Origin of the sequence: Corynebacterium sp. HMSC059E07, from assembly GCF_001814395.1 — a bacterium.
GTDB lineage: Bacteria > Actinomycetota > Actinomycetes > Mycobacteriales > Mycobacteriaceae > Corynebacterium > Corynebacterium hesseae.
The window spans coordinates 74457-100512 of the sequence record NZ_KV816274.1 but is presented as its reverse complement, the minus strand read 5'-3'; the positions used below and the strand labels follow the sequence as shown (position 1 = coordinate 100512).

The 26056-nt window shown below is 60.0% G+C and carries 24 protein-coding genes and 1 pseudogene; 10 read left to right on the top strand and 15 right to left on the bottom strand.

What is annotated here, in order from left to right; translation table 11 throughout:
* The first annotated feature begins 10 nt into the window (after window positions 1-10).
* A complete protein-coding gene (locus tag HMPREF2967_RS00985; protein WP_070524149.1) occupies window positions 11-661 on the top strand; it encodes an MOSC domain-containing protein in 651 nt (216 codons plus the stop codon).
* Here HMPREF2967_RS00985 and HMPREF2967_RS00980 read toward each other — a convergent pair.
* Window positions 636-2195, bottom strand: coding sequence for an ATP-binding protein (locus HMPREF2967_RS00980; protein WP_070524147.1), 1560 nt, complete (start codon window positions 2193-2195; stop codon window positions 636-638). The genes HMPREF2967_RS00985 and HMPREF2967_RS00980 overlap by 26 nt on opposite strands.
* A 354-nt stretch (window positions 2196-2549) precedes the next feature.
* Here HMPREF2967_RS00980 and HMPREF2967_RS13340 point away from each other — a divergent pair, with 354 nt between their 5' ends.
* From HMPREF2967_RS13340 to arfB, 4 genes are read left to right on the top strand one after another with little or no spacing between them, the layout of a single operon-like run.
* Window positions 2550-2882: a Fic/DOC family N-terminal domain-containing protein gene (locus HMPREF2967_RS13340; RefSeq protein ID WP_005530810.1), complete on the top strand. Its 333-nt coding sequence runs from the start codon at window positions 2550-2552 to the stop codon at window positions 2880-2882.
* Window positions 2882-3337 carry a Fic family protein gene (locus HMPREF2967_RS13335; protein WP_083312556.1) on the top strand — a complete coding sequence of 152 codons (456 nt, stop codon included), beginning with the start codon at window positions 2882-2884 and terminating at the stop codon, window positions 3335-3337. Before HMPREF2967_RS13340 ends, HMPREF2967_RS13335 begins: the two co-directional genes overlap by 1 nt.
* Window positions 3265-3855, top strand: coding sequence for a putative glycolipid-binding domain-containing protein (locus HMPREF2967_RS00970; protein WP_198530977.1), 591 nt, complete (start codon window positions 3265-3267; stop codon window positions 3853-3855). The genes HMPREF2967_RS13335 and HMPREF2967_RS00970 overlap by 73 nt, the downstream gene beginning before the upstream one ends.
* A gap of 31 nt (window positions 3856-3886) precedes the next feature.
* Window positions 3887-4330, top strand: a complete 444-nt coding sequence (gene arfB / locus HMPREF2967_RS00965; protein ID WP_070684563.1) for an alternative ribosome rescue aminoacyl-tRNA hydrolase ArfB — start codon at window positions 3887-3889, stop codon at window positions 4328-4330.
* Window positions 4331-4384: 54 nt separating this feature from the next.
* Here the strand turns inward: arfB and HMPREF2967_RS00960 are convergent, their stop codons facing one another.
* Window positions 4385-4645, bottom strand: a complete 261-nt coding sequence (locus tag HMPREF2967_RS00960) for a HigA family addiction module antitoxin (RefSeq protein WP_070645240.1) — start codon at window positions 4643-4645, stop codon at window positions 4385-4387.
* A 34-nt stretch (window positions 4646-4679) separates the two neighbouring features.
* Window positions 4680-4874: pseudogene (locus HMPREF2967_RS00955) on the bottom strand (type II toxin-antitoxin system RelE/ParE family toxin).
* Window positions 4875-5073: 199 nt separating this feature from the next.
* Between HMPREF2967_RS00955 and HMPREF2967_RS00950 the strand changes: the two are divergent.
* Together HMPREF2967_RS00950 and HMPREF2967_RS00945 are read left to right on the top strand one after the other, a co-directional pair.
* Window positions 5074-5433, top strand: coding sequence for a Cd(II)/Pb(II)-sensing metalloregulatory transcriptional regulator CmtR (locus HMPREF2967_RS00950; protein ID WP_005530797.1), 360 nt, complete (start codon window positions 5074-5076; stop codon window positions 5431-5433).
* Window positions 5430-7322, top strand: a complete 1893-nt coding sequence (locus tag HMPREF2967_RS00945; RefSeq protein WP_070684561.1) for a heavy metal translocating P-type ATPase — start codon at window positions 5430-5432, stop codon at window positions 7320-7322. The genes HMPREF2967_RS00950 and HMPREF2967_RS00945 overlap by 4 nt, the downstream gene beginning before the upstream one ends.
* A 152-nt stretch (window positions 7323-7474) precedes the next feature.
* Here the strand turns inward: HMPREF2967_RS00945 and HMPREF2967_RS00940 are convergent, their stop codons facing one another.
* From HMPREF2967_RS00940 to HMPREF2967_RS00930, 3 genes are read right to left on the bottom strand one after another with little or no spacing between them, the layout of a single operon-like run.
* Entirely contained in the window at window positions 7475-8263 is a 789-nt protein-coding gene (locus tag HMPREF2967_RS00940) for a zeta toxin family protein (protein WP_070684559.1), read from the bottom strand.
* 3 nt (window positions 8264-8266) lie between these two features.
* Window positions 8267-8530: a hypothetical protein gene (locus tag HMPREF2967_RS00935; protein WP_070444618.1), complete on the bottom strand. Its 264-nt coding sequence runs from the start codon at window positions 8528-8530 to the stop codon at window positions 8267-8269.
* A gap of 30 nt (window positions 8531-8560) precedes the next feature.
* Complete coding sequence (locus HMPREF2967_RS00930) at window positions 8561-9970, bottom strand: aldehyde dehydrogenase family protein (RefSeq protein ID WP_070684557.1); 1410 nt, start codon at window positions 9968-9970, stop codon at window positions 8561-8563.
* Between the two features lie 151 nt (window positions 9971-10121).
* Between HMPREF2967_RS00930 and HMPREF2967_RS00925 the strand changes: the two genes are divergently transcribed.
* A complete protein-coding gene (locus tag HMPREF2967_RS00925; RefSeq protein ID WP_070684555.1) occupies window positions 10122-11042 on the top strand; it encodes an AraC-like ligand-binding domain-containing protein in 921 nt (306 codons plus the stop codon).
* Here the strand turns inward: HMPREF2967_RS00925 and HMPREF2967_RS00920 are convergent.
* The 9 genes from HMPREF2967_RS00920 to HMPREF2967_RS00880 form a co-directional block, all read right to left on the bottom strand.
* A complete protein-coding gene (locus HMPREF2967_RS00920; RefSeq protein WP_070684553.1) occupies window positions 11039-12370 on the bottom strand; it encodes an NAD(P)/FAD-dependent oxidoreductase in 1332 nt (443 codons plus the stop codon). The two genes, HMPREF2967_RS00925 and HMPREF2967_RS00920, sit on opposite strands and share 4 nt — an antisense overlap.
* Before the next feature lie 18 nt (window positions 12371-12388).
* Complete coding sequence (locus HMPREF2967_RS00915) at window positions 12389-13876, bottom strand: APC family permease (protein WP_232770563.1); 1488 nt, start codon at window positions 13874-13876, stop codon at window positions 12389-12391.
* Window positions 13877-14140: 264 nt separating this feature from the next.
* Entirely contained in the window at window positions 14141-15628 is a 1488-nt protein-coding gene (locus tag HMPREF2967_RS00910) for an NAD-dependent succinate-semialdehyde dehydrogenase (protein WP_070684552.1), read from the bottom strand.
* A 9-nt stretch (window positions 15629-15637) separates the two neighbouring features.
* A complete protein-coding gene (locus tag HMPREF2967_RS00905; RefSeq protein ID WP_070684550.1) occupies window positions 15638-16423 on the bottom strand; it encodes an HpcH/HpaI aldolase family protein in 786 nt (261 codons plus the stop codon).
* The gene (hpaH, locus tag HMPREF2967_RS00900; RefSeq protein WP_070684548.1) at window positions 16408-17193 is read right to left on the bottom strand and encodes a 2-oxo-hept-4-ene-1,7-dioate hydratase; all 786 of its coding nucleotides are present in this window, start codon (window positions 17191-17193) and stop codon (window positions 16408-16410) included. The genes HMPREF2967_RS00905 and hpaH overlap by 16 nt, the downstream gene beginning before the upstream one ends.
* Window positions 17194-17353: 160 nt before the next feature.
* Window positions 17354-18430 carry a 3,4-dihydroxyphenylacetate 2,3-dioxygenase gene (gene hpaD, locus HMPREF2967_RS00895; RefSeq protein WP_070521828.1) on the bottom strand — a complete coding sequence of 359 codons (1077 nt, stop codon included), beginning with the start codon at window positions 18428-18430 and terminating at the stop codon, window positions 17354-17356.
* Window positions 18431-18477: 47 nt separating this feature from the next.
* Window positions 18478-19992, bottom strand: coding sequence for a 5-carboxymethyl-2-hydroxymuconate semialdehyde dehydrogenase (gene hpaE / locus HMPREF2967_RS00890; protein WP_070533651.1), 1515 nt, complete (start codon window positions 19990-19992; stop codon window positions 18478-18480).
* Between the two features lie 16 nt (window positions 19993-20008).
* A complete protein-coding gene (locus HMPREF2967_RS00885) occupies window positions 20009-20671 on the bottom strand; it encodes a GntR family transcriptional regulator (protein ID WP_070684546.1) in 663 nt (220 codons plus the stop codon).
* Window positions 20668-22143 carry a fumarylacetoacetate hydrolase family protein gene (locus HMPREF2967_RS00880; protein WP_070684544.1) on the bottom strand — a complete coding sequence of 492 codons (1476 nt, stop codon included), beginning with the start codon at window positions 22141-22143 and terminating at the stop codon, window positions 20668-20670. Before HMPREF2967_RS00880 ends, HMPREF2967_RS00885 begins: the two co-directional genes overlap by 4 nt.
* Window positions 22144-22267: 124 nt before the next feature.
* Here HMPREF2967_RS00880 and HMPREF2967_RS00875 point away from each other — a divergent pair, with 124 nt between their 5' ends.
* Together HMPREF2967_RS00875 and HMPREF2967_RS00870 are read left to right on the top strand one after the other, a co-directional pair.
* Window positions 22268-23632: an MFS transporter gene (locus HMPREF2967_RS00875; protein WP_070563623.1), complete on the top strand. Its 1365-nt coding sequence runs from the start codon at window positions 22268-22270 to the stop codon at window positions 23630-23632.
* A gap of 222 nt (window positions 23633-23854) precedes the next feature.
* Window positions 23855-25705 carry an FAD-binding monooxygenase gene (locus HMPREF2967_RS00870; protein WP_070563626.1) on the top strand — a complete coding sequence of 617 codons (1851 nt, stop codon included), beginning with the start codon at window positions 23855-23857 and terminating at the stop codon, window positions 25703-25705.
* The last annotated feature ends 351 nt before the right edge of the window (window positions 25706-26056 follow it).

The window sequence follows — 26056 nt, the reverse complement described above, 5'->3', positions numbered from 1 at the left end:
ATGAGTGAGCATGAAGGTTATCTCCACGAACGTCGCTGTCCGCCGCCCCGAGCCGCACGGGCGGCACGAGTACACGGGCATCGATAAGCAGCCGCGCCCCTTCCTCGACCTAGAGGTCCCCGGGCCCAACTACGGTGACGGCTCCGGCGTGGTGGGGGATTCCATCGGTGACCACGCCCACCACGGCGGAGCCGAGAAAGCCGTCTACGCCTATGCCCGCGAGGAGCTTGACTACTGGGAGGGCACGCTCAACCGCGTGCTGCGTGACGGCTACTTTGGGGAGAACCTCACCACCGAGGGTATTTCCTGGCCGAATATACTCATCAACCAGCGCATTCAGGTAGGGGAGTGCGTGCTCGAGGTCTCCATCCCGCGCACGCCCTGTGCCACCTTCTCCGGCTGGATGGACGAGCCCGGCTGGCTCAAGTCCTTCACTGAGCGCGGCGATTGCGGCTCCTACCTTCGCATCATCGAGCCGGGCCGCATCAATCCCGGCGATGAGATTACGCTTATCGGCCGCCCCGACCATGACATCACCATGGGCATGGCCTTCGCCGCCAAGATGGGGGACAAGGAGCTAGCCCGGCGCGTCGTCGACGCCGGCTGCCTGGCCCCAGTCCACCACGATCAGCTGGTTAAGCGCCTGCAGCCCCGCGGTTAGCTAGCCATTCATAGGTTGTCGCTTGTGAACCGCGCGTGCCATCCATACGCACGAATCGTGCCTTCACCAGTGACTTCAGCGCATATCGGACCTGCGCTCGAGTAAGGTTTGTGGCTGTTTCTATTTCGCCGATAGACAGCGGTTGTGCCGCCGTACGCAGCGCCTCCGCTACGCGCGGGGCGTTAACACCCAGGCGTTCCAAGGTCACTGGTGCATCCACTCGTCGTTCCGGGCCGGTGCCTGATTCCTCCTTGCGTAGTGGCTCCCAGATACGGGCCTCTCCACGAGTGTCCGGCCGCCACATTTTCACCGTAAATTGCACGCCAGAATCTATCAGGTCAGGCTCCGGTAGTCCTTGCTCTCGCGCGGCATCCAGCATGAGCTGCACGCCGCCGCCTTCGCCCTCAATAACAAAAGAGCCATCGTCTGCTTTGAGATATCGGCACAGTCTATAGAGCCGCTGGTTAATCTCCTGGCGCGCCAGATCTCTCGACTTGAGCTGTTCAACCGTCAGATCCCGTAGGCCTCCTGGACTGGAGATAACCATCTTGTCCGGTAATAGGCGGACATCAATCGATTTACCCGCACCCAACGTATTTGGCCCAAGATCACGGTGCACCAATGCATTAGCCACGGCCTCTCGAATGGCCGGAAGGGGAAGTTCAGGAACTTCCACCATTGATCCGTCCTCTCGATATCGCCGTACGGCGGCTAAACGTTGCCTTACCCATCCCATTACCGAGTTCAACAGCACCGGAACGGGCCCCTCAAAGGTCTCCAACCCCAACACTCGCCCGTGCTTCGAACCATTTGGTAGCCTTTGCGCCACCGTTACTGCTAAGGAGGGAAAATGCCCTTGGGGATAGAAACCCAGCGCATACAGGCCAGCAAGCGTCAGCTCTCCAGTCGCGGTCGTCACCGCTAGTGCCCGTAAGACGTCCTCATCTTGAGTAAGTCCCGATAGTCGCCGATTCTTTCTCCGCGCCTGAACCAAGAAATCTTCCACCACGGCGCGGTCCAAGTCTGCGATACTCGTGCCTTCCACAATCGTCGTGTCATAGGACACTGCCTCCTCGGCATGCAGCTTCGCTACGTCCATCATGCGTAGCTCGGAGGCACTCATACGATAATCCCCATCAGCCATTCGAAGATACGCTTCTCCCCTGTAGATAGCAGGCTTATCAATGATCGGAAGACCCGTAACCTCCGCAATCACGACATGCGTGCCATCTATTGCCACACTGTCGGTATGCACTGTGACTGGGGGAGTGATGGCATGACGAGCTTGCGAGGCCAGAGCAGCCTCCATCTCCGAAGGATTCTCAATGCCAGTGACAATGAAGCCTTCTTTCTCATTGACACCGAGAATGATAAGACCGCCACTCGGCATGTTTGCGAACGCGCACAATGTCTGCGGTAGAGAGTCCGGGATGCCCCCTTGAGCGGTTTTGACCTCGACTGTTGTTGAATCACCGCCGCGCAACTCAAGCTCAGCCAATAGCTCTCTCAGCTGATTCTCGGACCAATTGTTCACGATGAATACCCGCCCTCAATGTTAACAATGACGGCTCAATGCTAACTTCATTCCTCTTCAATGACAAGAGTTCTCATTGATCTTCCCATTGAGGTGTCATTGACATTCTCATTGAGGCCAAATTATGGCCCTGAAACCCCGTATGTTTAAGCTTTATCTAGCGCATAAACCGCAATGAGTGGTTGGATAAGAGTTATCCAACCACTCATTTGCTGTCTGACGAATGGATAGCCTCTACAAGCCTCACTACGTTACCGAGAGCTGGATCCCCGAATCAGGCTCCGGCACTCCCCGGCGCGATAAGGCCGGAGGCCCTTTTTAGGTCTATGTCCCTGACCATTTTGTAAGTAAGGCATGGAGTTTTCCCCAGAGCTCACCAGCCGGGCAGCACGTATCGAGCGAGAGATCTTGGATCTCAACCGTCATGCTGCTTCTGGCCAGTTGGAGTCTGTGGCCCGCTTACTCATGCGTTCTGAGGCGATTTCTTCCTCACGCATTGAAGGTATTGCGCCCAACGTCGACAAGGTTGTCCTCGCGGAACTCGCCCAAAAGGAGGAAGTCCGCGGCTTTAAGGAAAGCGCGGAAGAGGTTGCGCGTAACCTCACCGTTCTGTGTTCCATTGAGAAGAGCTTTGCCACCGAACCAACATCTCCATCGGCCTTCTTGAAAAGCTCCAAAGAGAGTTGATGGGGGAGAAGGGCTCTATCCCCACTGGTCTCCGCACTATTCAAAACTGGATTGGTGGAAGTAACCACACACTCTTTGGGGCCGAGTTCATCCCAGCGCCCCCACGTCTAGTCCATGACCTCGTAGACGACTTATGTCTTTACCTCGATGGCGCTTCGCACGGTGCTCTTATCCAAGCCGCGATTGCTCACGCTCAATTCAAAACGATTCACCCATTTGCAGATGGCAACGGCCGTGTGGGCCGTGCTCTCATTCATGGGATTCTTCTGCGTCGCGGACCTACTGAATACACCATTCTGCCGGTAAGCCTCGTCCTCGATACGTGGTCCAAATCGAAAGCTACCTGCCTTTTCGCACCATCAAGCGTGGTAAAATCCTCACCATGGAGCGCACGTATAAGTGGGAGCATGTCGAGACTCCCCTCATCCGGAACGAGGCCGCAGTTCATTTTTTAGGAGCCGGTTTGACCGCTTCCGGAGTGCAATACGGCGATGGATACAAGGCCACGTGGGAGCTGCGCGCCGCGGAGAACTGGGTGACCGAACGTGTGTCGGTGAACGTTGAAGGCGACGGATGGGGGCGAAGCCTCGAGCTGTTTAGGTCCGAGCAAGGCGTGTGGTCGGCGGAAACCAATGAAGAGGGCGCCCAGCCTGAAGATCTGCCCTCCCCCGGTATCGTCCAGTCAGCCGACCTGAAAGCCGCACTCGATTGCGATCTCGGTCTGTGCCCTCTCACCAACACAATGCCTATTCGTCGCTTGACGCTGCTTGAGACTCAGGTCCCGAAAACGCAGCTGATCATGGCTTGGATTGATATACCGTCCCTCCAGGTGATCGCATCAGACCAGTACTACAGCTCCGTCGATGCTGAAACTGTCCGATACAAAAGCGGAACACGGGGAGTCGACGTCGAGTTGGAGGTCGACGGTGACGGCGTGGTTGTACACTACCCTGATCTCGCACGGCGGGTCTGATCCGGAAACAACTCTAACTAAGCTGGGCGGTATGAACGACCTGACCATCGCGCCTGGCCCAGGGATCCCCGGGGGTCTGGTCATCGTCGCCGCCGACCTGACGGAGCGGTTCGCGAAGTCGTCGGGACCAGGCGGCCAAGGCGTCAATACTACGGACAGCAAAGTGCAGCTTTCCGTCGATATCGCTACGTGCTCATCGCTTTCCGACGCCCAGCGTCGCCGCGTCCTTCACAACCTCGCGCACCGCCTGGACGGCACAGTGCTCACCGTGAGCGCGTCGACGCAGCGCTCGCAGGTCCGTAACCGCACCGAGGCGCGAGAGCGCATGGCCGCCCTCTTGCGTGAGGCGCTCGCTCCGCTTCCTCCTCCGCGGCGCAGGACCAAGCCGACGCAGAGCTCGGTGCGACGCCGTCTCGAAGCGAAAAAGCGGCGCTCGGAACTCAAGTCCACGCGACGGCGGCCCCAAATTTCCTAGTTCGAACCATCCGCGTGCATATCCTCACGCTGACGGACCTGGTTCGGGTAACCGCTACGCTGAGACAGCTTGGACCGGTTGAATCCGCTCGATTTCCGAGAGGATCTTGTCTTCCGCCACGTCCAAGTCATATTGAGCCTGTAACCCGAGCCAGAACTGGGGGCTCATCTCGAAAAACTTCGCTAGACGAAGGGCCGTGTCAGCGGTTACAGCGCGCTTACCGTGAACAATTTCGTTGATCCGGTGGGGCGGAACGCCGATGGAGACGGCGAGCTTGTGCTGGGTGATCCCCATTCCTTTGAGGAAGTCCTCCATGAGGATCTCACCGGGGTGAACCGGAGGGAGCTTGTCAGTGGTAGTCAACGATCTCAACCTCCTCTAGCCCCGCGGCGGACCACCGAAAACAGATCCGCCACTGGTCGTTGATTCAAATGCTGAACTGACCCCGCCGATCACCTTTCAACGCCTCGAGCCGGTTTCCCGGGGGAATCCGCTCTCGATTCCACAGACGCTCAGTGTCCTTGTCAGCGAACGACTGGATCATGCTTCACCCTTCCCCCCATAACGCGAAGATTCTGGAGAACCTCGCCGCCCACGTCGCTCCCGCGTTGGGTGGCAGCCGAACCACAAAGGATCAGTCATCTGCTATCCCATCCACTAATTCCTGCAGGTCGCAGGGCCTTCGCGTAACCGTCAGTTCAGTGCATTTTGAATAGTTCAGCACACGTTGTATTGTTCAGCACATGCTGACTATTGCTTCACGCCTCGACGTCATGAACCGGCTCGGCCGGGCCATGGCTGATCCGACGCGTTCCCGAATCCTGATGACCCTACTCGACGGTCCGGGCTACCCGGCCGAGATTTCGCAAAGCTTGGATCTGACCCGCTCGAACGTCTCGAACCACCTGTCCTGCCTACGCGATTGCGGCATCGTCGTCGCTGAGCCGGAGGGCCGTAAGACCCGCTACGAAATTGCCGATCCGCACCTCGCGGCGGCGCTCGAAGCGCTGGTCAACGCGACGCTGGCCGTCGACGAGAATGCCCCCTGCATCGACACTGAGTGCTCGGTGCCCGGCTGCGGCGAGAAAGGAACGGACGCATGAGTTCAGCATGTGGATGCGAACACGAACCCGCCACGGAGATCGAAGAGCTCGATCGGCCATGGTGGAAGGACCCCGAGCTACTGCTACCGATCTTCTCCGGCGTAGCCCTCATTACAGGACTGGCGCTGGACTGGTCCGACTTGGAGACGCCCGCAACGGTACTGTATTGGCTTGGCCTGCTGTTGGGCGCTTACACGTTCGCACCTGGGGCGATCCGGAACCTTGTCACGAAGCGCAAGCTCGGCATTGGCTTGCTTATGACGATCAGCGCTGTCGGCGCGGTGATCCTTGGTTTCGTCGGAGAGGCCGCGGCGCTGGCGTTCCTGTACTCGATCGCCGAGGCGCTTGAAGACAAGGCGATGGACCGGGCCCAAGGCGGACTGCGGGCACTGTTGAAGCTGGTACCGCAAACCGCGACCGTCCTGCGCGACGGTACGACGGCCGAGGTCGCTGCGAAGGACCTTGAGGTTGGCGAGCTAATGGTCGTACGCCCCGGGGAGCGGATCGCCACGGACGGCATCATTCGGTCCGGACGCTCCAGCCTTGACACCTCAGCGATCACCGGAGAATCCATTCCGGAGGAGGTTTCGGCCGGCGACGAGGTACCAGCGGGAGCGATCAACTCCGCCGGTGTGCTGGAGGTCGAGACGACCGCAGCTGGAACGGACAACTCGCTGACCACACTCGTCGATCTCGTCGAGCAGGCGCAGGCGGAGAAGGGTGACCGCGCCCGGATCGCCGACCGAATTGCCCAACCCCTAGTGCCCGGGGTGATGATCCTAGCGGTGCTGATCGGCGTGATCGGCTCGCTGTTGGGCGACCCCGAGACTTGGATCACCCGTGCGCTGGTGGTCCTGGTCGCAGCGTCGCCGTGCGCGCTGGCAATCTCCGTGCCGCTGACGGTCGTGGCCGCGATCGGCGCGGCCAGCCAGTTCGGAGTAGTCATCAAGTCCGGCGCGGCGTTCGAGCGACTCGGCGGCATCCGTCACCTAGCAGTAGACAAGACCGGAACCCTTACCCGCAACCAGCCCAAGGTTACCGGAGTAGTCCCGGCAGACGGATTCGATCGGGCGCAGGTGCTTTCCTTCGCGGCGGCGGTTGAGCAGCAATCGACGCACCCCCTCGCCGCGGCGATCGTGGCAGCGGAGCCCGAAGCGGCCACCGCCTTGGATATCAGCGAGGAAGCCGGTCATGGCATCGGCGGCACCGTCGAAGGCCGACGGGTGCTGGTCGGCAGCCCCCGATGGATCGACGCCGGGCCACTGAAGGCGGACGTTGAGCGTATGGAGTCCGAAGGCCAGACCTGCGTCCTAGTCACCGTCGATGACGCTCTCGCCGGGGCGATCGGGGTGCGCGACGAGTTGCGGCCCGAGGTGCCCGATGCCGTGCAGTCCCTGCACGACAACGACGTGGAAGTGAGCATGCTCACCGGTGATAACACTCGCACCGCCCGGGCGCTGGCTGAAATCGCCGGAATCGACGACGTGCGCGCCGAGCTGCGACCGGAGGACAAGGCAAGCATCGTCGCCGAACTCTCCTCCAAGACGCCGACGGCGATGATCGGCGACGGCATCAACGACGCGCCGGCACTGGCGGGCGCAACGGTGGGCATTGCGATGGGAGCAACCGGCTCTGACGCCGCGATCGAGTCCGCTGACGTCGCCTTCACTGGCCACGACCTCCGGCTGATCCCGCAGGCGCTGCAGCACGCCCGCCGAGGCAGCAGGATCATCAACCAAAACATCGTGCTGTCTCTGGCCATCATCATCGTGTTGATGCCACTGGCGATCAGCGGTGTACTGGGCCTGGCCGCCGTCGTGTTGGTACACGAAGTCGCCGAAGTCATCGTGATCTTGAACGGCCTGCGGGCTGCACGAGCGAAACGCTGAGGCTGTAACCGGCAAGTCTTATAAGGGTTAAACCACGCGCCGAGCGCACACACGTTGGACCAGGCGAGTCATTCGAGTTCACCACCTGGTCCTTCTCGGTGCGTGCAGGCACGGGAACTGTGGGTGAACCTAATAGTTCCACGGGCACAGCCTTAAAGTTTCCGGATACGCTCTGCATCAGCCACGAGGTTCTGCGTGAGCTTCTCGGATTCAAGACCACTCAAGTCACAGTTGTCGAAGCGGGCCAGCCAGTCAGCACGAATGGCGGGGGAGTCGAACCAGGTTGCGCGCTCGGCTTCAATATCCTCGATGCCGTTTAGGGTGCGGCCGTCGCGGGTGCGGATCTCGAGGTCGTCGACAAGCGGTGCAATCGCTTGAAGTCCTGGGACGATGGCCTTAAAACCCGACGTGTGGGAAACCTCATTGGTCCAGCGCGGATAGCGGCTCACGCGCTGCGCCTCCAAAAAGCGCTGGACGACGCCCAGCCTGGAGACCTCCTGCGCCACCGCCAGGCCCACGACCTTCACGCGGAAACCCGCGGAGCGAAACTTGGCTATCTCACCCGCGATGAATTCCGGGTTAGACAGCGTGTTCTCAATGATGAGGGAGTGCCCGTGCTGCCGGCCATACTCAATCAGCGAAGACATCCAAAAGGGGACCGGTCCATTGGTGAGCACGTCCATGCGCAGGGGGTCTCGCTCCATGATCTCGTCGAGGGCAGGATGCAATTTGCGTATCTCATCGGAGTCAAGGACCGCGTGGCCATTTTTCACGGATTCAATGGCCGTTGATTTGCCTGACGCTGGCTGCCCCGCCACATAAATGACCTCTGGAACAGCCGGACCATGAGCATTCGATCGGCCGAAATAGCTGGCTTGCAGAGTCTTTAGCCGTTGCTCCATAACCTGCGGATCAACGGGGAAGTCAGCGGCAGAAAGCATAGGCTATGCCGCTTTGTGCTCGGAGGAGAGGGCTTCAAGCCGCTGCGCAAAGAGAGCCGCAGCGGATCGGATGGCTTCGATGTCAGTTGCATCAACCTCGCCAACCATGTCCTCTACCAGCCAGTTCTGGCGAATCCACCATTGCGATTCAACGTCGTTGCCTGCTTCAGCGGCCCTAGTGAGGTAGGCAGCTTTCAGCGAGGACGCAACCTCCTTCATGGCGTCGAAGGCTGCGTACTCGATCTCCGGGACTTTGGCGGTGCTCATGGCGCTAAGAATAGCAGCGCCACGGCGGTTTTAGCCGTTGATGATCTGCGGGTACGCCAGGCCCTTAAGGCCCTCGGTGCCAAACTCCACGCCGTAGCCGGAGGACTTGATACCACCGAAAGGCACGCGCGGATCCACAGCACCGTGGGCGTTGATCCAGGTAGTACCCGCCTCCAGCTGCGCGGCGACGTCCAGAGCGCGCTCGCGGTTGGAGGACCATACGGAGGAGCCCAAGCCCACGTCAAGCTTGTTGGCCTGCTCGATGGCCCAATCGAGGTCCGTGTACTTCACGATCGGCAGCGCAGGACCGAACTGCTCCTCCACGACCAGCGCGTTATCCGGGTCGATGTCCGCCACCAGGGTGGTGGGGTAGAAGTAGCCCGGCGCGTCATAGTCCGGGTCGCCGCCCAGCAGAACGCGGGCGCCGGAATCCTTGGCGGCATTGACGAGCTTGTCCACGATGTCGAACTGCTGCTTATTCTGCAGTGGGCCGAGCACGTTCTCCTCCTCCAGGCCCACGCCCATCGGGGAGGCCTTGGCCACCTCGACGAGGGCTTCGCAGACGGCGTCGTATAGCGACTCCGGCACGTACACGCGCTTCATCGCCGCGCAGGTCTGGCCGGTGTTGATGAACGCGCCCCAGAAGAGATCGCCGGCGATCTCCTTCGGGTCGGCATCATCCAGCACGATGCCCGCGTCATTGCCGCCGAGCTCCAGCGTGAGGCGGGTGAGGTTGTCCGCGCTGGCCTCCACGATCTTCTTGCCGGTGGCGGTAGAACCGGTGAACATGATCTTGTCGATTCCCTCGTGGGTCGTCAGCGCCGCGCCAACCTCACCGGCACCGCTGACGACCTGGAGAACACCCTCCGGCAGCACGGAGTTCACGACCTTGAGCAGGCCCAGTACGGACAGCGGGGTGTACTCAGAAGGCTTGACGACGACCGCGTTGCCCATACGCAGTGCCGGCGCAATCTGCCAGATGGTGATCATCATCGGCCAGTTCCACGGGCCAATAGCACCGACGACGCCGAGTGGGCGGTAGTTGACGGTGGCGGTGATGTCATCATCGACGGCGGTGTAGTTGGGGTGCTCGAAGGAGGCGGTGGCATTCAGCCAGCCGGAGCAGGCACCGACCTCGAAGCGTGCGTTCGGGCCGTTGAGCGGCTTGCCCTGCTCACGGGAGAGAAGCTCAACGAGTGCCTCTGCATTAGCGTCGATGGCGGCGGCGGCCTTGGTGAGAAGCGCGCACCGTTCTTCGTCGCTAAGCTTGGCAAAGTCCTTCTGCGCTGTACGTGCGGTCTCAACTGCGGCGTTGAGGTCCTCAACGGTGTTCTCTGGCGCGCGGCCAACAACCTCTCCGGTGGCGGGGTTGAGGATTTCGCGTCCGTTCTCGTCCGTGATAGCGGTGAGCAGATCAGCGTAAGTGGCGAACTGAGTCATGAGATCTCCTTGTGAAGAAGTCGTGGGCCCCGCGAACAAAGCCCAAAGAAACCTTTGCCTAGGATGTTACCTGCACCACATCTACAGGCTTGACTCTGAGTGCACACAATTTGTCCAAAAATGTGCCAGCTCTCACGATATGATTCCAGCTATGTCTGCTTCAGCCGTTGAGCATTTCGATATCGCGTCATGGCGCACCGCGTCATCCGAGTCTTTTGGCCAACTCGACGTGGACACCGAAGACCCTGCTTCCTTTCACGCCACGCTGCGTTCCACGAAGGTGGGGGATATCTCCCTCTTCGATATGTGCACCTCGCCCCATACGGTGAACCGATACAAGGTTTCTACCGACGAGGCTCCCTTTTGCAAGCTCAGCCTGCAAATCACCGGCTCCTCAACCATGAGCCAGGACGGGCGAACATGTGAATTGCACCCAGGGGACCTAGCTCTGTACGTGACCCAACGGCCCTACACGCTGCGCTATCCGGAGGAGCAGAACACACTCATCGTGCACTTCCCGCAGAGCTTCCTCGATATTTCACCAGTGCAGATCCAGCGCCTGACCGCGAACCCCATCTCCCGCTCACACGGCCTGGGTACGGTCGCAGTTCCCCTCTTTGAGCAACTGGCCAAGAACCTCGATCTGCTCAAGGGACCGCACGCCACGGCGCTAGTCCGCTCCGCGCTCACCATGCTGGTATCGGTCCTCGCCTCCGACGTAGCCGATGAACCCTCAGCGGGCACACTGTTGTTCAACCAGGCAACCGCCTACATCGAGAAGCACCTGGGCGACCCGGACCTAGGTCCCAGCACCATCGCCCAAGCACTCTTCGTGTCGGTGCGCCACCTCCACGCCAAGTTCTCCGAACAAGGCCTTTCCGTCGGCAGCTACATCAGAACGCGACGCCTAGAACATATCCGCAGAGAACTCGTGGACCCGCGGCACTCCGAGGAATCAATCAGCCACATCAGCGCCCGCTATGGCCTGCACGATCCCTCGCACCTCTCACGCATCTTCAAGGCGGAGTTCCACAAGTCGCCAAGTGCGTACCGAGCGGAGGCCAGCGACTAACCACGCAGCTTATTGATGACCTCGCGTGCGGTGGAGATTCCGGTTTCGATGGCTCCATCAACAACCACTCCACGCCAACCGGAAGCCCAATCGGCTCCTGCGAAGTGCAACGAGGAAGTGGAAGTGCGGAAGTGGTGCCACCCCTCCGTGAACTGGCCTCGCCGCAGTGTGGCCCAGGCCTGGCCGGAGTACTCGTCGGCTACCCAGTCATGTCCGGTAACACCAACAACTTCGAGGTCTGGACGCCACTGGTCAACGACCTTTTGAGCATCCTCAATACTCTCTAAATCGATCTTCTCATGGTCGGAGCCGAAGGCCACACAAATGGTCGTGTCGTCATCTTCGAAGTACTCAGAGCGCAGCACAGACACAACGGCCGGTTGGGGCGCGTAGCCAAAGATATTGTGGTGACCCTTAATCTTGATCCAAGCCTTGAAACCAGTCGAATTCCATTTCTGCTCGACAGTTTTCTGCGCGCCCTCGGGCAGGCCTGGCGTGAACTTAATGTTTCCCAAGGCACCGACCGGGACCGTGACAATCACCGCGTCCGCCGTCTCGGAGGTTCCGTCCGCATAGGTAACCGTTGCGGAGTCATCACCGTGCTCGATTGCGGTCACAGCAGTGTTCAAACGAATCTCGCCGGTCAGGTCCTTCGCAATGTTGCCATAGATACCCCGCATACCATTGACGAGTTTGTACCGCAGCGTTTGCTCGTCCACCAAAGAAAGACGGTGATCACATAAGGCTGCCCACTGCTTAGCCATCAAAGAGGAGCCCTGCTCTGGGTACCCGATGTATCCGGCCGACCAGTATGCATTGCACAGGTCCTTTTCTTCCTGCGTAAAGTCACCGTCTTCCAAAGCATCAAGGACGCCTGCTTCATCAGCAGCCAAGAAGGCATCCTTGAGCTCCTGGGAGGCGCCGAATTTCTCATCCAAAACAAGAAGTGGCTTGTGTGGTTCTGGGAAAAACTCACGAGAGTTCTCAAAGATCTTCTCCATTGGCCGCGCCAGTTTGGCATCCATTTCAGCTTCTGTGCCGGACTTCAGCTCACCACCGGCATACCAATACGCAGTATCCACTACCGGCGAAGCGATAATGTCTTGGCCGTAACGGGTGATTTCGGACCAGACATGAGGCTGATGCCAGTGCACCCAGGTAGCACCAATTTCCAACGGACGTCCGAGCCTATCGTCTGTCCAGGCACGGCCGCCAATACGGTCACGCGCTTCTACGATGTGATAGTCAATTCCAGCGGTTTGCAGCTCACGCGCTGCCGTCAGTCCTGCGAATCCCGCACCAACGACGATTACCTGCTTCTTTTCCATGATTGCCTTTCCTATGATTTAGATTTGGTCAAGATTGTCGTGAAGACTTGCGTAGATGTAGGGCTTTTTGTGCTTTAAATACTCACCCCAAAACAACCCAAGAATTCCGGAAGCGATAATGATCCCGGGCATCACCCACACGAGAGCATCTGGGCCGGTTCCACCGATCATGAGCGGGAAATTCATCAGCACCAGTACGAAGACAGCCACGAGGCCGCACGCTGCAACAAACGGTGCGATGACCCGAGTGAAGAGGTTGTAGCTCTTCTCTTGCTTGTTGAGCCATGCCATGATGGACACGCTCACCACTGCGAGCAGGAAGACTAGGCCAAACGCCGCGGCGTTGGTCAACCACGTAAAGAGCGTGAGGACTGGGAACAGTTCGCCCATCTCGCTGCCATTTCCGGCCAGTGCAAAGCCTCCCACTACGACGAAAGCAATGGAAGTCTGAGTGAGGGACCCGGCTATAGGAGCCCCTTTGGACGATGACATCGCAAACTTCTCGGGAAGGACACGTGAGCGCCCGAGGGAGAAGAAGTATCGCGCTGCGGCGTTATGGAACGCGACAAGGGCAGCAATAAGAGAAGTTACAAACAAGCAGTTCGCTATGTTGGCAGCAATCACTGAATAGTCGCCCAACCACACGAAGACCAGATCGGGACCAAGCTCAGTCGCCTTATCGATGACGACGGACGGCCCTACCCCCTGAGCAAATGCCCACGCCGAAAAAGCGTAGAAGAGGGCGATGGTTCCCACGGCAATATAAGTAGCCTTCGGAACGGTCCGCTCTGGGTCACGAGCTTCTTCCGAATAGATTGCACCAGACTCAAAACCCATAAAGGCAGCAATTCCGAAGGCGAGGAGAACGCCAATACCATCGGTGAAAAACTGATTCGGCCGCATCGTCTCCACAGAGATCCCTTCAGGAGCAACACCAAGGGACAAGAGCGAAACTCCAGCTACGACGATGAATTCAAGGGCTACCAGAACTCCTAGGATCTTGGCCGAGAAGTCAACGTTGCTGACGCCCATGACAGCTACCAAGAGCCAGCCAGCCAAAGCCGCGATCCACCACGAAATGCTCGTGCCAAACCAACTATTGATCAGATTGGCGAGGGAGAAACCGAAGATTCCATACAGACCAACCTGCATCATGTTGTAGGAAACCAGGGCCAGAATTGCGGCTGCGATTCCTTGCCGGTTGCCCAGCCCCTCAGACACATAGGCGTAGAAGGCTCCTGAGTTCTGAATCTTCGAACTCATAATTCCGTACCCAACTGCAAAGAACACGAGGATGATCCCAAGCGCTAAGTAGCTCCAAGGGACCCCTAACAATCCGGATACCGCGAAGTTGGTCGGTACTCCTCCCGCGAGCACAGTAAGAGGTGCCGACGCCGCGATAATCATGAAGACCAGCGACGTTGTTCCTAGGCGCCCGGCGCCCAGGCCGCCCTTTGGTTTGGTGGGAGCCCGGTGCCCGGGCTGTACATTTCGAGCGGGTAGCACTGGTGACTGCGTCGATGTGTCCACGCCAACTCCTCCTTACTAGCTATGTCGGCCCGATAATCCACCGGACGTGTCCGGTGGCTTTCGGTGTATAGCTAGTAATTGTGTCGCACCACACATGCAAATAGTTGTTTGTGTGCGCTCACGATTTGACTATGAGTGCTGTCACATCACACCCTCGCGAATACTATGCATAAAAAGATAATGCTGGCACCTCCTGTAAAGGAGATGCCAGCATTATTAGCAGCGAATTTAATGCACTATTTATGCATTCGCATAAGGGTTAGGCATGGCAATGTACTGCAGCGACGTGTACTCTTCGATGCCCTCGGCACCGCCCTCGCGGCCCATGCCGGACTGCTTGACGCCGCCGAACGGGGCGGCGGCGTTGGAGATGACGCCAGCGTTGAAGCCCATGAGGCCGAACTCGAGGCCGTCGCCAACGCGCCACATACGGTTGGAATCCTCGGTGAACACGTAGGAGGCCAAGCCGTACTCCGTGTCATTCGCAAGCGCGATGGCTTCCTTCTCATCGGAGAAGGTCAGGATCGGAGCGATCGGTCCGAAGATCTCCTCCTGGGCCACGCGGGCATCACGGGAGACGTTCGTGAGAACGGTAGGGGAGTAGAAGTAGCCCTTGCCCTCACCCGGCTTGCCACCGATGAGGACCTTGGCGCCCTTGGCCACGGCGTCGTCGACAAGCGCGGTGATGTTATCCAGTGCCTTCTTCTCCACGAGCGGGCCGCAGGTAACGCCCTCATCGAGGCCGTTGCCCACCTTGAGCTCACCGATGCGCTTGGCGAACTTCTCCGCGAACTCGTCAGCGACGGACTCGTGAACGATGAAACGGTTAGCCGCGGTGCAGGCCTCACCGATGTTACGCATCTTGGCGCCCATTGCACCCTCGACGGCCTGGTCGATGTCGGCGTCCTCAAAGACGATGAACGGAGCGTTGCCACCCAGCTCCATCGAGGTGCGCAGGACGTTGTCGGCGGCTGCCTTGAGCAGGGTCTTGCCCACCGGGGTAGAGCCGGTGAAGGAAATCTTACGCAGGCGGGAATCCGCCATGATCGGCTCGGAAATGGCAGAGGCCGACTTACCGGAGACCACGTTAACCACGCCTGCCGGAACGCCGGCATCAATCATGGTCTGTGCGAAGTACTGGGTGGTCAGCGGCGTCAGCTTAGCGGGCTTGACCACCATGGTGCAGCCAGCGGCGATGGCCGGGGCAATCTTGCGAGTAGCCATAGCCAGCGGGAAGTTCCACGGGGTAATAAGCAGGCACGGGCCCACGGGCTTGCGGCGGGTAATCATGCGCAGGGTGCCTTCCGGCGCCGGCAAGGTGCGGCCGTAGTTGCGTACGGCTTCCTCACTAAACCAGCGCAGGTACTCAGCGCCGTAGGTGACCTCACCATAGGACTCCGCCAGCGGCTTGCCCATCTCAAGGGTCATCAGCGCAGCGAACTCATCCTTGCGCTCCTGCACCAGGTCAAAGGCGCGGCGCAGCAGGTCGGAGCGCTCACGCGTCGACGTGCGTGCCCACTCATCCTGCACGGCGCAAGCGGCATCCATAGCCTTCTTCGCGTCCTCAGAAGTAGCGGACGCAAGGGTGGCAATAACCTCACCGGTTGCCGGGTTTTCTACATCGAAGGTGGCGCCATCGGAGGCGTCTACCCACTCACCGTTAATCAGCAAGCCGGTCGGAACCTTGGCCAGCAGCTCGTCAATATTGACCTTGTTGTTTTCACTCATGGTTCTTTTTTACCCTCCCAAGTGGAATTTGTCTGCCAGTTGGCGTGCCGCTCCTGAAAGAAGCTGAACATCAGCCCCAACCAGGGCAAATGATGCGCCAGAATCTAAATATTTCTGGGCCTGTTCAAGGTTGAAAGCGTTGACGCCTACCTTCTTTCCGGAAGCGCGGACTGCTTCAAATGTGTGATTGACCGCCTCGAGTACATCCGGATGGGTCTGCTGGCCCAGGAGCCCCATCGAGGCCGCTAGGTCCGAGGGCCCGACGAAGATGTTGTCCACGCCTTCGACGGCCACGATGTCCTCCACGTTCTCCACTGCGGTCGCAGACTCAATCTGCACTGTGAGGCTTACCGTGTCCGAAGCGTTGGCGAGGTAGTTCTCCACGCCGTTCCACCGCGAGGAGCGGGCCAGAGCCGAGCCGACGCCGCGTACACCGCGGGGCGGGTAGTGCATAGCCGCGACTGCTGCTTCGGCTTCCTCGGCCGTATCAATCATGGGCACCATGAGGTTTTGTGCGCCCAGGTCCAGGTACTGCTTAATCAGCGCCGTGTTGTTCACGGGTACGCGAACCACACGCGTCAGGCCATAGGCATCGGTGGCGCGCAGCAAGGAGAGGACGGTCTCCAGGCCATAAGGAGAATGCTCACCGTCGATCAGCGTCCAGCTAAAGCCAGCTGAGGCGATGATCTCCGCCGCGGCCTCCGAGCCAGAACAAATCCATGCGCCGACGAGTGGCTCCTCGGCCTTCTCAAGGACGTCCGTGAACGTGGGCGGCAACTTTACTGGAATCGGCATGTGATGGACCCCAACTTTCCATAGTCAGCGTGGACGGTATCGCCCGGTTCGACCCACATGGGCTTGGTGAAGGAACCGGCGAGGATGATGTCATCGGCGGCCAGGCTGTCGCCGTGGGCGTGGAGTTTGTTGGCAAGCCATGCCACGCCCATTGCCGGGTGGTTGAGCACGGCCGCCGCCACACCCGTATCTTCGATGGACTCGTTGCGGTAGAGCAGTGCGGACACCCAGCGCAGATCGACTTCCGCAGGGTCTACCGGATTGCCGCCATAAACCATGGCGCCGAGCGCCGCATTATCCGAAATCGTGTCGACGATCGTGCGGCCCTCCATCTCGATGCGGGAGGAGAGGATCTCCAGCGCCGGGACGACGTACTCCGTCGCGCGCAGCACGTCGAAAATGCTGCAATTTGGCCCCTTCAGCTCTTCCTTGAGCACGAAGGCCAGCTCGACCTCGATGCGGACGTTAGAGAACTGTGCGTGCTCGATGGTGGAGCCGTTCTCGTAAACTTGGTCCTCAAAAATCGCACCGTAATCGGGTTCGGTGATTCCCGTGGCCTCCTGCATGACCTTTGAGGTCAGGCCAATTTTGCGGCCCACGAGGCGGCGCCCACTTTCCTCACCGCGGCGTACCCATTCGCGCTGCACCGCATAGGAATCCTCGATGCTCATCTCCGGGAAACGGGCAGTCAGCAGTGGGACCATCGTGCGGTCCTTTTCGGCTTGCGCCAGTTCATCTGCGATAGCGATGTGCTGTTTCTCATCCAGCATGTACTTCGCTCCTTAAGGTGTTGTAGAACGTGTTTGTTCTGTTTAACAGGTTTGTTGAACCTGAAGGTTTCACGTGAAACGACAACGCGGCCCCGCGATATGTGCGCTTGCTTCTCGACGCCACGGGGCCACGTTCATCAACCTGAGTACTTAGGTCGTTTTAGAGCTGGTGTCCCAGCTTGTACTCGCCTTGCTTCCACTCCGGCATCTCCTCCGCATCTTCCTTGCGGGTGTAGGAGAAGCCATCCGCGCCAATGGTGGCCTCCAGCTCGGACTCATCCTCACGGGCAACCAGCGGCACCGGGTTTCCATCCAAGTCGAGGACCGTGGAGCCATCGCGGTACCAAGAAGGAACAACCGGGGTTCCCCACCAGTCGCGGCGCTGGTTATCGTGGACATCCCAGGTCACGACCGGGTTATCCGGGTCGCCGGTGTAGTAGTCCTGGGTGTAGATTTCTACGCGGTGCCCATCCGGGTCACGCAGGTACAGGTAGTACGCGTTGGAAACACCGTGGCGGCCCGGGCCGCGCTCAATACGGTCGGACTCGCGCAGCGCACCCAACTTGTCACAAATCGCGATGATGTTGTGCTTCTCGTGGGTAGCAAACGCGATGTGGTGCATACGCGGGCCATCGCCACCGGTCATGGCGGTGTCGTGCACCGTCGGCTTACGGCGCATCCATGCGGCGTAAACAGTTCCCTCCTCATCGCGGATGTCCTCGGTGGTGCGGAAGCCGAGCTCCTCCATGTACTTCACAGCGGAAGGAACGTCCGGGGTGATCTGGTTGAAGTGGTCGAGGCGTACCAGCGCACCAGGGATGTGGGCGTCGTATGCCCAGGCAAGACGCTCGACGTGCTCTACCTCGTAGAAGAACTCGTACGGGAAGCCCAGCGGGTCCTGGACGCGGACGGAATCACCGATGCCCTTGACAAAGCCATCCTTGTTGCGGCGCACCTCACAGCCGCGCGCCTTGTAGAATTCCTCCGCGAGGTCCAGGTCTTCCGGGGAACGGACGCGGAAGGAGAACGCAGCGACGGCAGCGACAGGGCCCTGACGCAGCACGAGGTTGTGGTGGATGAACTCCTCGTAAGTGCGGAGGTAGATTTCGTTCTCGTTCTCCTCGGTGACGACAAGACCGAGGGTGTCAACGTAGAACTTTCGGGAAGCAGCGAGATCGGTAACGATGATCTCCATGTAGGCACAACGCAGAATATCGGGGGCCTGAATGTCAGCCATGATGGCTCCTTAGTTAGTTAGTGGTGGGGGAGTAGAGAGTGGACGGCTTAGTCCTGCTTGCCAAAGACCGGGTTGTGTACCTTGTCCAGGTTGATGTGAACGGCCTGCTGGTCGGTGTAGAAGTCGATCGAGCGGTAGCCGCCCTCGTGGCCCAGGCCGGAGGCCTTGACGCCGCCGAATGGGGTGCGCAGGTCACGGACGTTATTGGAGTTGAGCCACACCATGCCGGCCTCAACGTTCTGAGCGAAGTTGTGGGCGCGCTTCAGATCCGAGGTCCACACATAGGCCGCAAGGCCGTACTTCGTGTTGTTGGCCAGCTCGAGTGCTTCCTCATCGGTATCAAACGGGGTGATGGCCACGACGGGGCCGAAGATCTCTTCCTGGAAGATGCGGGCGTCCGGCTTGACGTCAACGAAGACGGTCGGCTGAACAAAGTTGCCTTCCTCGAAGCCCTCCGGGCGCTCGCCGCCGGCGGCCAGGGTGGCCTCCTGCTTGCCAATCTCGATGTAGGAGGTGACCTTCTCGTAGTGCTCCGGGTGGACCAGAGCGCCGACCTCGGTGGTGGGGTCGGAAGGCAGGCCCACCTTCACGCGCTTGGCCTGTGCGGTGTAGCGCTCCACGAACTCGTCGTAGATATCGCGCTGAACCAGGATGCGGGAGCCGGCGGTGCAACGCTCACCGTTGAGGGAGAAGACACCGAAGATGCAGGCATCAATCGCGGTCTCCAGGTCGGCATCGCTGAAGACGATGGCGGGGGACTTGCCGCCCAGCTCCATCGACAGACCCTTGAGGTGCGGGGCCGCATTACCAAAGATGATCTGGCCAGTGCGGGACTCGCCGGTGAAGGAAATCAGCGGGACGTCCGGGTGTTTGACCAGCGGGTCACCTGCATAGCCTTCCTCACCGAAGCCGTTGACCAGGTTAAAGACGCCCTTCGGTAGACCGGCCTCCTCAAAGATTCCTGCCCACAGCTGTGCGGAAAGCGGAGTGAACTCGGCCGGCTTGAGGACGACGGAGTTACCGGTGGCGATAGCCGGTGCCAGCTTCCAAGACTCCAGCATGAACGGGGTGTTCCACGGGGTGATCAGGCCCGCGACACCAATCGGCTTGCGGTTGACGTAGTTGATCTGGCGGCCCGGGACCTTGTAGGCGTCGTCTGCCTGCGCCACGATCAGGTCAGCGAAGAAGCGGAAGTTCTCCGCTGCGCGCTTAGCCTGGCCGTTGGCCTGGGTGATGGGCAGGCCGGAGTCGAAGGACTCCCACGCGGCAAGCTTGTCTGCGCGGGTTTCGACAATGTCCGCAATCTTGTTCAAGACGCGGGCGCGCTCGCGCGGCAGGGCCTTGGACCACGGGCCGTTCTCGAAAGCATCCTTAGCGGCGGCCACCGCCTTCTCAATGTCTTCCGGCTTGCCGGAAGCAGCCTTGATGTAGGGCTTGTTCGTGACCGGATCCAGGACCTCGAATTCATCACCATCTACCGACGGGACGAACTCGCCGTTGATGTAGTGAAGGATCTTCTCGGGGAGATCGGTGGGCTTAGCTGCATCGTTGTTCGTAGCCATGGGTGGTTTACACTCCTTAATCGTTTTTCTTGCGATAGGTGCTGAGGGTGGTCAGTCTGTGTTGCCTGGCCACCTTTTCTATGTAGGTGGGTTCCGCGCCAGCCTCGATGAGGCTGAGCAATTGCTCGTGTTCTCGTGTGGACTCTTGGGCTCTCTCGGGCACGTACCGAAAGGTAGAGACCCGGTGGTATTCCAATTGCTTCCATTGGTCCACCACCAAGTTCTTCAGCCTCTCGTTCGGGCACTTGGAAAAGAGAACGCTATGGAATTCTTTGTTGAGCTGGGTAAATACCTCTGGATCGTGGTGGATATCAAGCTCCCGCATGCGCTGGTTAATCTCCCGCGCCTTGGCAATATCCGCTGAGCCAAGATGCGGGGCGGATTGCGCCGTGGCGTTGGCCTCCACGGTGGCAACGATGTCCATGGATTCGTAATAGGCCTCGCGGTTATACGTGGTCACGCTGGCACCGACGTTGCGTTCATATGTGACCATTCCTTCCGCTTCAAGCTGGCGAATGGCTTCGCGGACAGGGACCACGCTGATTCCCAAGTCTTCCGCGATTGCTGCCAGCACGAGGCGGTAGCCGGGTTCATACTCGCGAGTACGAATCTTTTCACTTATCCAGTTATAGGCCTGTTGGGACTTGCTCTCCCCAGCTGGTGCTGCGGGTTCCGTCATTGACCACCCGCCTTTCCATCACGGAACGCGATGTAGGCTTCCTTGTTCGCTCCGGTCGGCGGGAAGAGGCCATCCAAGCTGGCTCCCGTCTCCACCTGAGAAGCAACCCATTCGTCTTCGTGCTCCTTGGCCAGGGCGGCCTCGGCGACTTCGGCTGCGATGTCGCGGGGAATCACTACGACGCCGTCATCGTCGCCGACGATGATGTCCCCGGGAAGGACGGTAGCGTTACCGCAGGAGACGGCGATGTCGCTATCCCACGGAACGTGTTTGCGTCCGAGAACGCAGGGGTGCGCGCCCTGGGTGAAGACGGGAAGGCCAATCTCCTTGACGGCCTCGTAGTCACGCACGCCGCCATCGGTCACAACACCAGCAGCACCGCGCACCTTAGCGCGCAGCGCCAGAATGTCACCGAGCGTTCCGGAGCCGGATTCCTGACGGGCCTCGATGACGATGACCTCGCCCTCCTTGACTGTGTCGAAGACCTTCTTCTGCTCGTTGAGGCCACCGCCATGGGACTTGAACAGATCCTCACGGCCGGCCACGAAGCGCAAGGTGCGGGCGACGCCCACCATCTTGGTTCCCTTGGCTTGCGGGTACACGCCTTCGATCACGGATTGGTTGATGCCGCGCTTGCGCAGCTGAGCAGACAAACCGGCGGTCGGGGCCTTCTCCAGAGCCGCCTTAAGCTCCGGGTCGAGTTCGCCCTCATCCTTGGGGGGAAGCCCGGCGGATTCGCGGTCACCGTAGGCATCCTCGCGCTGCTTATCGTCAACGTAGGGCAGATTGCCCAGCTGCGGATCGAAGGAGGCGGGGACTTCCTTCACGGTGGTCTTCAGCTTGCCGGAGCTCACGCCTCCTGGAACGTCGACCTCAACCTCCACGACGTCACCAGGCTCGATGACGGAAGATCCAGCAGGGGTGCCGGTGAGGATGATGTCACCAGTCTCCAGTGTCATGTGCTGGGAAAGGTCGGCAACAAACTGGGCGAGAGGGAAGATGAGGTCTTCGTCGGAGGACGTTCCCTCTTGGACAACCTCTCCGTTGACCCACGTACGGAGGCGAAGGCCCTTGGGGTCGATCCCCTGGGCGTCGATAAGCTCCGGCCCAATGGGGGTGTACCCATCGCGCGACTTGGAACGGGTGTTGGAGCCCTTGTCCTGAACCTTGTAGTCATACAGGCCAATGTCGTTCGAGGCGGTCACGTAGGCAACGTGCTTCCACGCATCCTCGAGGGATACGTTGCGGGCCGGAGTGCCGATGATAAGTGCGATTTCGCCTTCGAAGGCCAACAGTTCGGTTCCTTCGGGGCGCTCGACTACCCCGTCCGACTCAGCCAGCGTGCTCGTCGCCTTGAGGAAGTAACTCGGGGTCTTGGGCCAGCGACCGCGCTGTGCCGCGCGGGACTCAAAGGCCACATGGACAGCGATCATTTTGCCCGGTTTAACCGGCAAGAACTCAGGTACAGCCATGAAGAATCCTTAATTGTGAACAAATCCTTGCCCAGATCGTATATTATCCCTAGCACCACCGCAAGTGGTTCAACTCACACGCTTTTCCGTATATGGCACACCCCATGCCGAAAGGAATCTCACTATGTCGCACGCAACTGTCACGCCGACAATTTCGACGGCCGAACGCCGCCGCGTCGTCGCCGCGACGACCATCGGTACCGCCATCGAGTGGTACGACTACTTCCTCTATGCAGCAGTGGCCGGACTCGTGTTCAACCACCTCATGTTCGGTCCGCTCGAAGGCGGCCTGGCCACCATCATCTCCTTCCTGACCGTTGGCTTGTCCTTCCTGTTCCGCCCGGTCGGCGCCTTCCTGGCCGGGCACTTTGCCGACCGCTTCGGACGCCGCGTGGTCCTCATGGTCACGCTCATCGCCATGGGCGGCGCAACCACCCTGATTGGTGTTCTGCCAACCTATGAAACCGCTGGAATCTGGGCGCCGATTCTCCTCATCACCCTGCGCATCATCCAGGGCATCTCTGCTGGTGGCGAATGGGGCTCCGCGGTGCTCATGGCGGTGGAACACGCCCCGACTGACAAGCGCGGCCTCTACGGCGCAGGCCCCCAGATCGGCGTGCCCGCCGGCCTGCTGCTTTCCTCCGGCGTGCTGTCCATCATGAACACCATCGCGCCTGGCGACGCCTTCATGGACTGGGGCTGGCGCGTTCCCTTCCTCCTCTCCTTCGTGCTCGTCTTGGTGGGCTACCTCATCCGCATGGGCGTCGACGAATCCCCGGTGTTCGCGGAGATTGCGGAGCGCGAAGAGGAAGAAGCCACCAACCCCATCGGCACGCTGTTTAAGAAGTTCACCCCGCTCGTCCTGGTCGCCGCGCTCGTCTTCGCAGGCAACGGCACCGTCGGATACATGACTACGGGCGGCTACATCCAGCGCTACGCCACCGACCCCGAGGGCCCCGTCGCACTCGGCCGCGGTGATGTCCTCAACGCCGTGACCGTGTCTGCCTTCTCGTGGGCCTTGACCACCTTGTTCGCCGGTTTTATCTCGGATTACATCGGCCGCCGAAATACCTACCTCCTGGGATTCATCTTGCAGGGCATCGGCGCTGCCGCCCTCTTCCCGCTGGTCAATACCGGAAGCCTCGGGCTTCTCTACGGCGCACTCCTCTTCCTCACCGTGGGCCTGGGCCTGACCTACGGCGCGCAATCCGCGATGTACGCAGAACTATTCCCCGCCTCGATTCGCGCCACGGGTGTGTCCATCACCTATGCCCTCGGCTCGGTCCTGGGCGGCGCCTTCGCCCCTATGATCGCCGCCGCACTCGTCGAGGCAACTGGTACCACTTTTGCGGTGTCGGGCTACCTCGTTTCCGCTTCGATCGTCGGCTTCATCTGCACCTTCATCCTGCGTGAGCGCAAGGGAATCGCGCTCGGCGCGGAACACGAGGCCGAGCAATCCCGAGGACACTTCATTTTCAGCCCGCGCTAATCGACGCCCCTCCACATGAGCCCTCACAGTTTCGCAAGGGCCATTGTGCGAGGCGGGCATATCATATATGATTCCCTTCTTAGACCCAGCTCACATCTCAGAGACGCCTTGAACTGAGTCACCACCCTCAAGAGCAAAGCTCACATGGCAGTAGGGGAGTGGCAGCTACCCCCACCACCCCTTCGTTCTCGTTCATTACAACCGCTGACTAAGGAGTCCACAGTGCAGTTCCACCACAATGGCTACGTTTCGGAAGACCCCCGCGTGCACGAGCCCGCCGGGTACGGCGTCGATCGCGCTTCTGAACTTCCAGATGAAATGGACGTTCTCATTGTGGGCTCCGGGCCCGCAGGCATGATCGCCGCGGCACAGCTCGCGATGTTTCCCAACGTCAATACGCGCATCATTGAGCGTCGCCCGCATCGCCTCGAGCTCGGACAGGCCGACGGCATCCAGTCCCGCTCCGTAGAGACCTTCCAGGCCTTTGGCTTTGCCAAGGAAATCACGGAAGAGGCCTATGAAATCACAGAGATGGCCTTTTGGAACCCGGATCCGAATGATCGCTCCAAGATTGTCCGCGGTGCCTGCCCTGTTGATGACGAACAAGGAATCTCCGAATTCCCACACCTCATTGTCAACCAGGCCCGTGTGTTGGATTACTTCGCCCGCTATGCACACCGCGCGCCCGGCCGCATCACCCCGGACTATGGCTGGAATTTTGTCTCCCTAGAGGTAGGGGAGGGCGAGTACCCGGTGACGGTGCACCTCGAGGACGTCGACGGCAACCCGCGCGACGTTCGCGCTAAGTACGTCGTCGGTTGCGATGGCGCTAAGTCACGCGTCCGCAAGTCCATCGGTCGCTCGCTCAAGGGCGACCAGGCTAACCACGCGTGGGGTGTCATGGACGTTGTCGTTGACACCGATTTCCCGGACTGGCGCACCAAGTGCGCCATCCACTCCCAGGCCGGTTCTATCCTCCACATCCCACGCGAGGGCGGCTACCTCTGCCGCGTGTACGTCGATCTCGGCGTGGTGCCAGAGGATGACAACCACAAGGTCCGCAACACGCCGATTGAGAAGATCATCGAGAAGGCGAACGAGATTTACGCCCCCTATTTCGTCGACGTCAAGATGGTGGCGTGGCATTCCGTCTACGAGGTGGGCCACCGCCTTGTCGACGCCTTCGACGATAACGACGACGACCCACGCGTCTTCCTCACCGGCGACGCCTGCCACACCCACTCGGCAAAGGCGGGACAGGGCATGAACGTCTCCATGCAGGATGGCTTCAACATTGGATGGAAGCTCGGCCACGTCCTCGACGGCCGCGCGCCGAAGGAGCTTCTCAGCACGTACCACGGTGAGCGCCAGCCGGCCGCCCAGAACCTCATCAACTTCGACCGCGAGTGGTCGACCCTCATGGCCACCCCGACGGAGGAGCTCGATGATCCGGAGGCAGTGGAGAAGTACTACGTTGCCGCGGAGGAGTTCGCCGCTGGCATGATGACGCAGTACGAGGAAAACCTTATCGTCGGCACTACCCAGCACCAAGACCTTGCTACCGGCTTCCCGGTGGGCAAGCGCTTCAAGTCCTTTGAGGTCCTGCGCCGCTGCGACGCCTACCCTCAGCACCTGGGCCACCAGCACACCGCAGATGGCCGCTACCGCATCTACGCCTTTGCCGATGCCCCCAAGGCCGGCGAGGACTCCACGCTGAGCCAGTGGGCCGAGAAGGTCGGGCCCATCCTGGCCAAGTTCACCCCCGAAGGGGCTGAAGAGAATACCTACTTCGATGTGAAGGCCATCTACCAGCAGACGAACCACCACGACTACGAGATTCTCGACGCCCCTCTTCTCTTCCGCCCTCGCAACGGCAAGTTCAATGTTCCGAATTGGGAGAACGTCTTCAACGCACTCCCCGGGGACAAGGACATCTTTGAAGGCCGCGGCATTTCCCGTGACGGAGCCGTCGTCATCGTTCGCCCGGACCAGTACGTCGGTGCCGTCCTCCCACTCGATGATCCATCAGCAGTCGAGGACTACTTCTCCTCCGCGCTTATCAAGCTCAAGTAGTTCCGCTCTCAAGCTCATGTAGCTTCACACGTGTCAGGGCCCGGCATCGTGCCGGGCCCTTTTTGCCGCCTTGCCGAAACCACCCTCATGGACACAGGGAGGTCGGGACCGCCAAGTACAGCACCTAGGTTTCACGTGAAACACTCACGCATCGACCCCTTCGGCCCGTCCCTCCACTCACCACGGGGGTACCCGCCGGTACATTATCTGTACGGCGGAAGGTATCGGTGTTAGAGTCAGTGATATGAAGAACACAGTTAACCTTTGGTGGTGGCGCGCGTAACCCGCGGGCCTCGTTGTTCTCCCATATTTAAGGCCCGCAGCTGCGGGCTTTTCGGCGTTTTGCTCTCT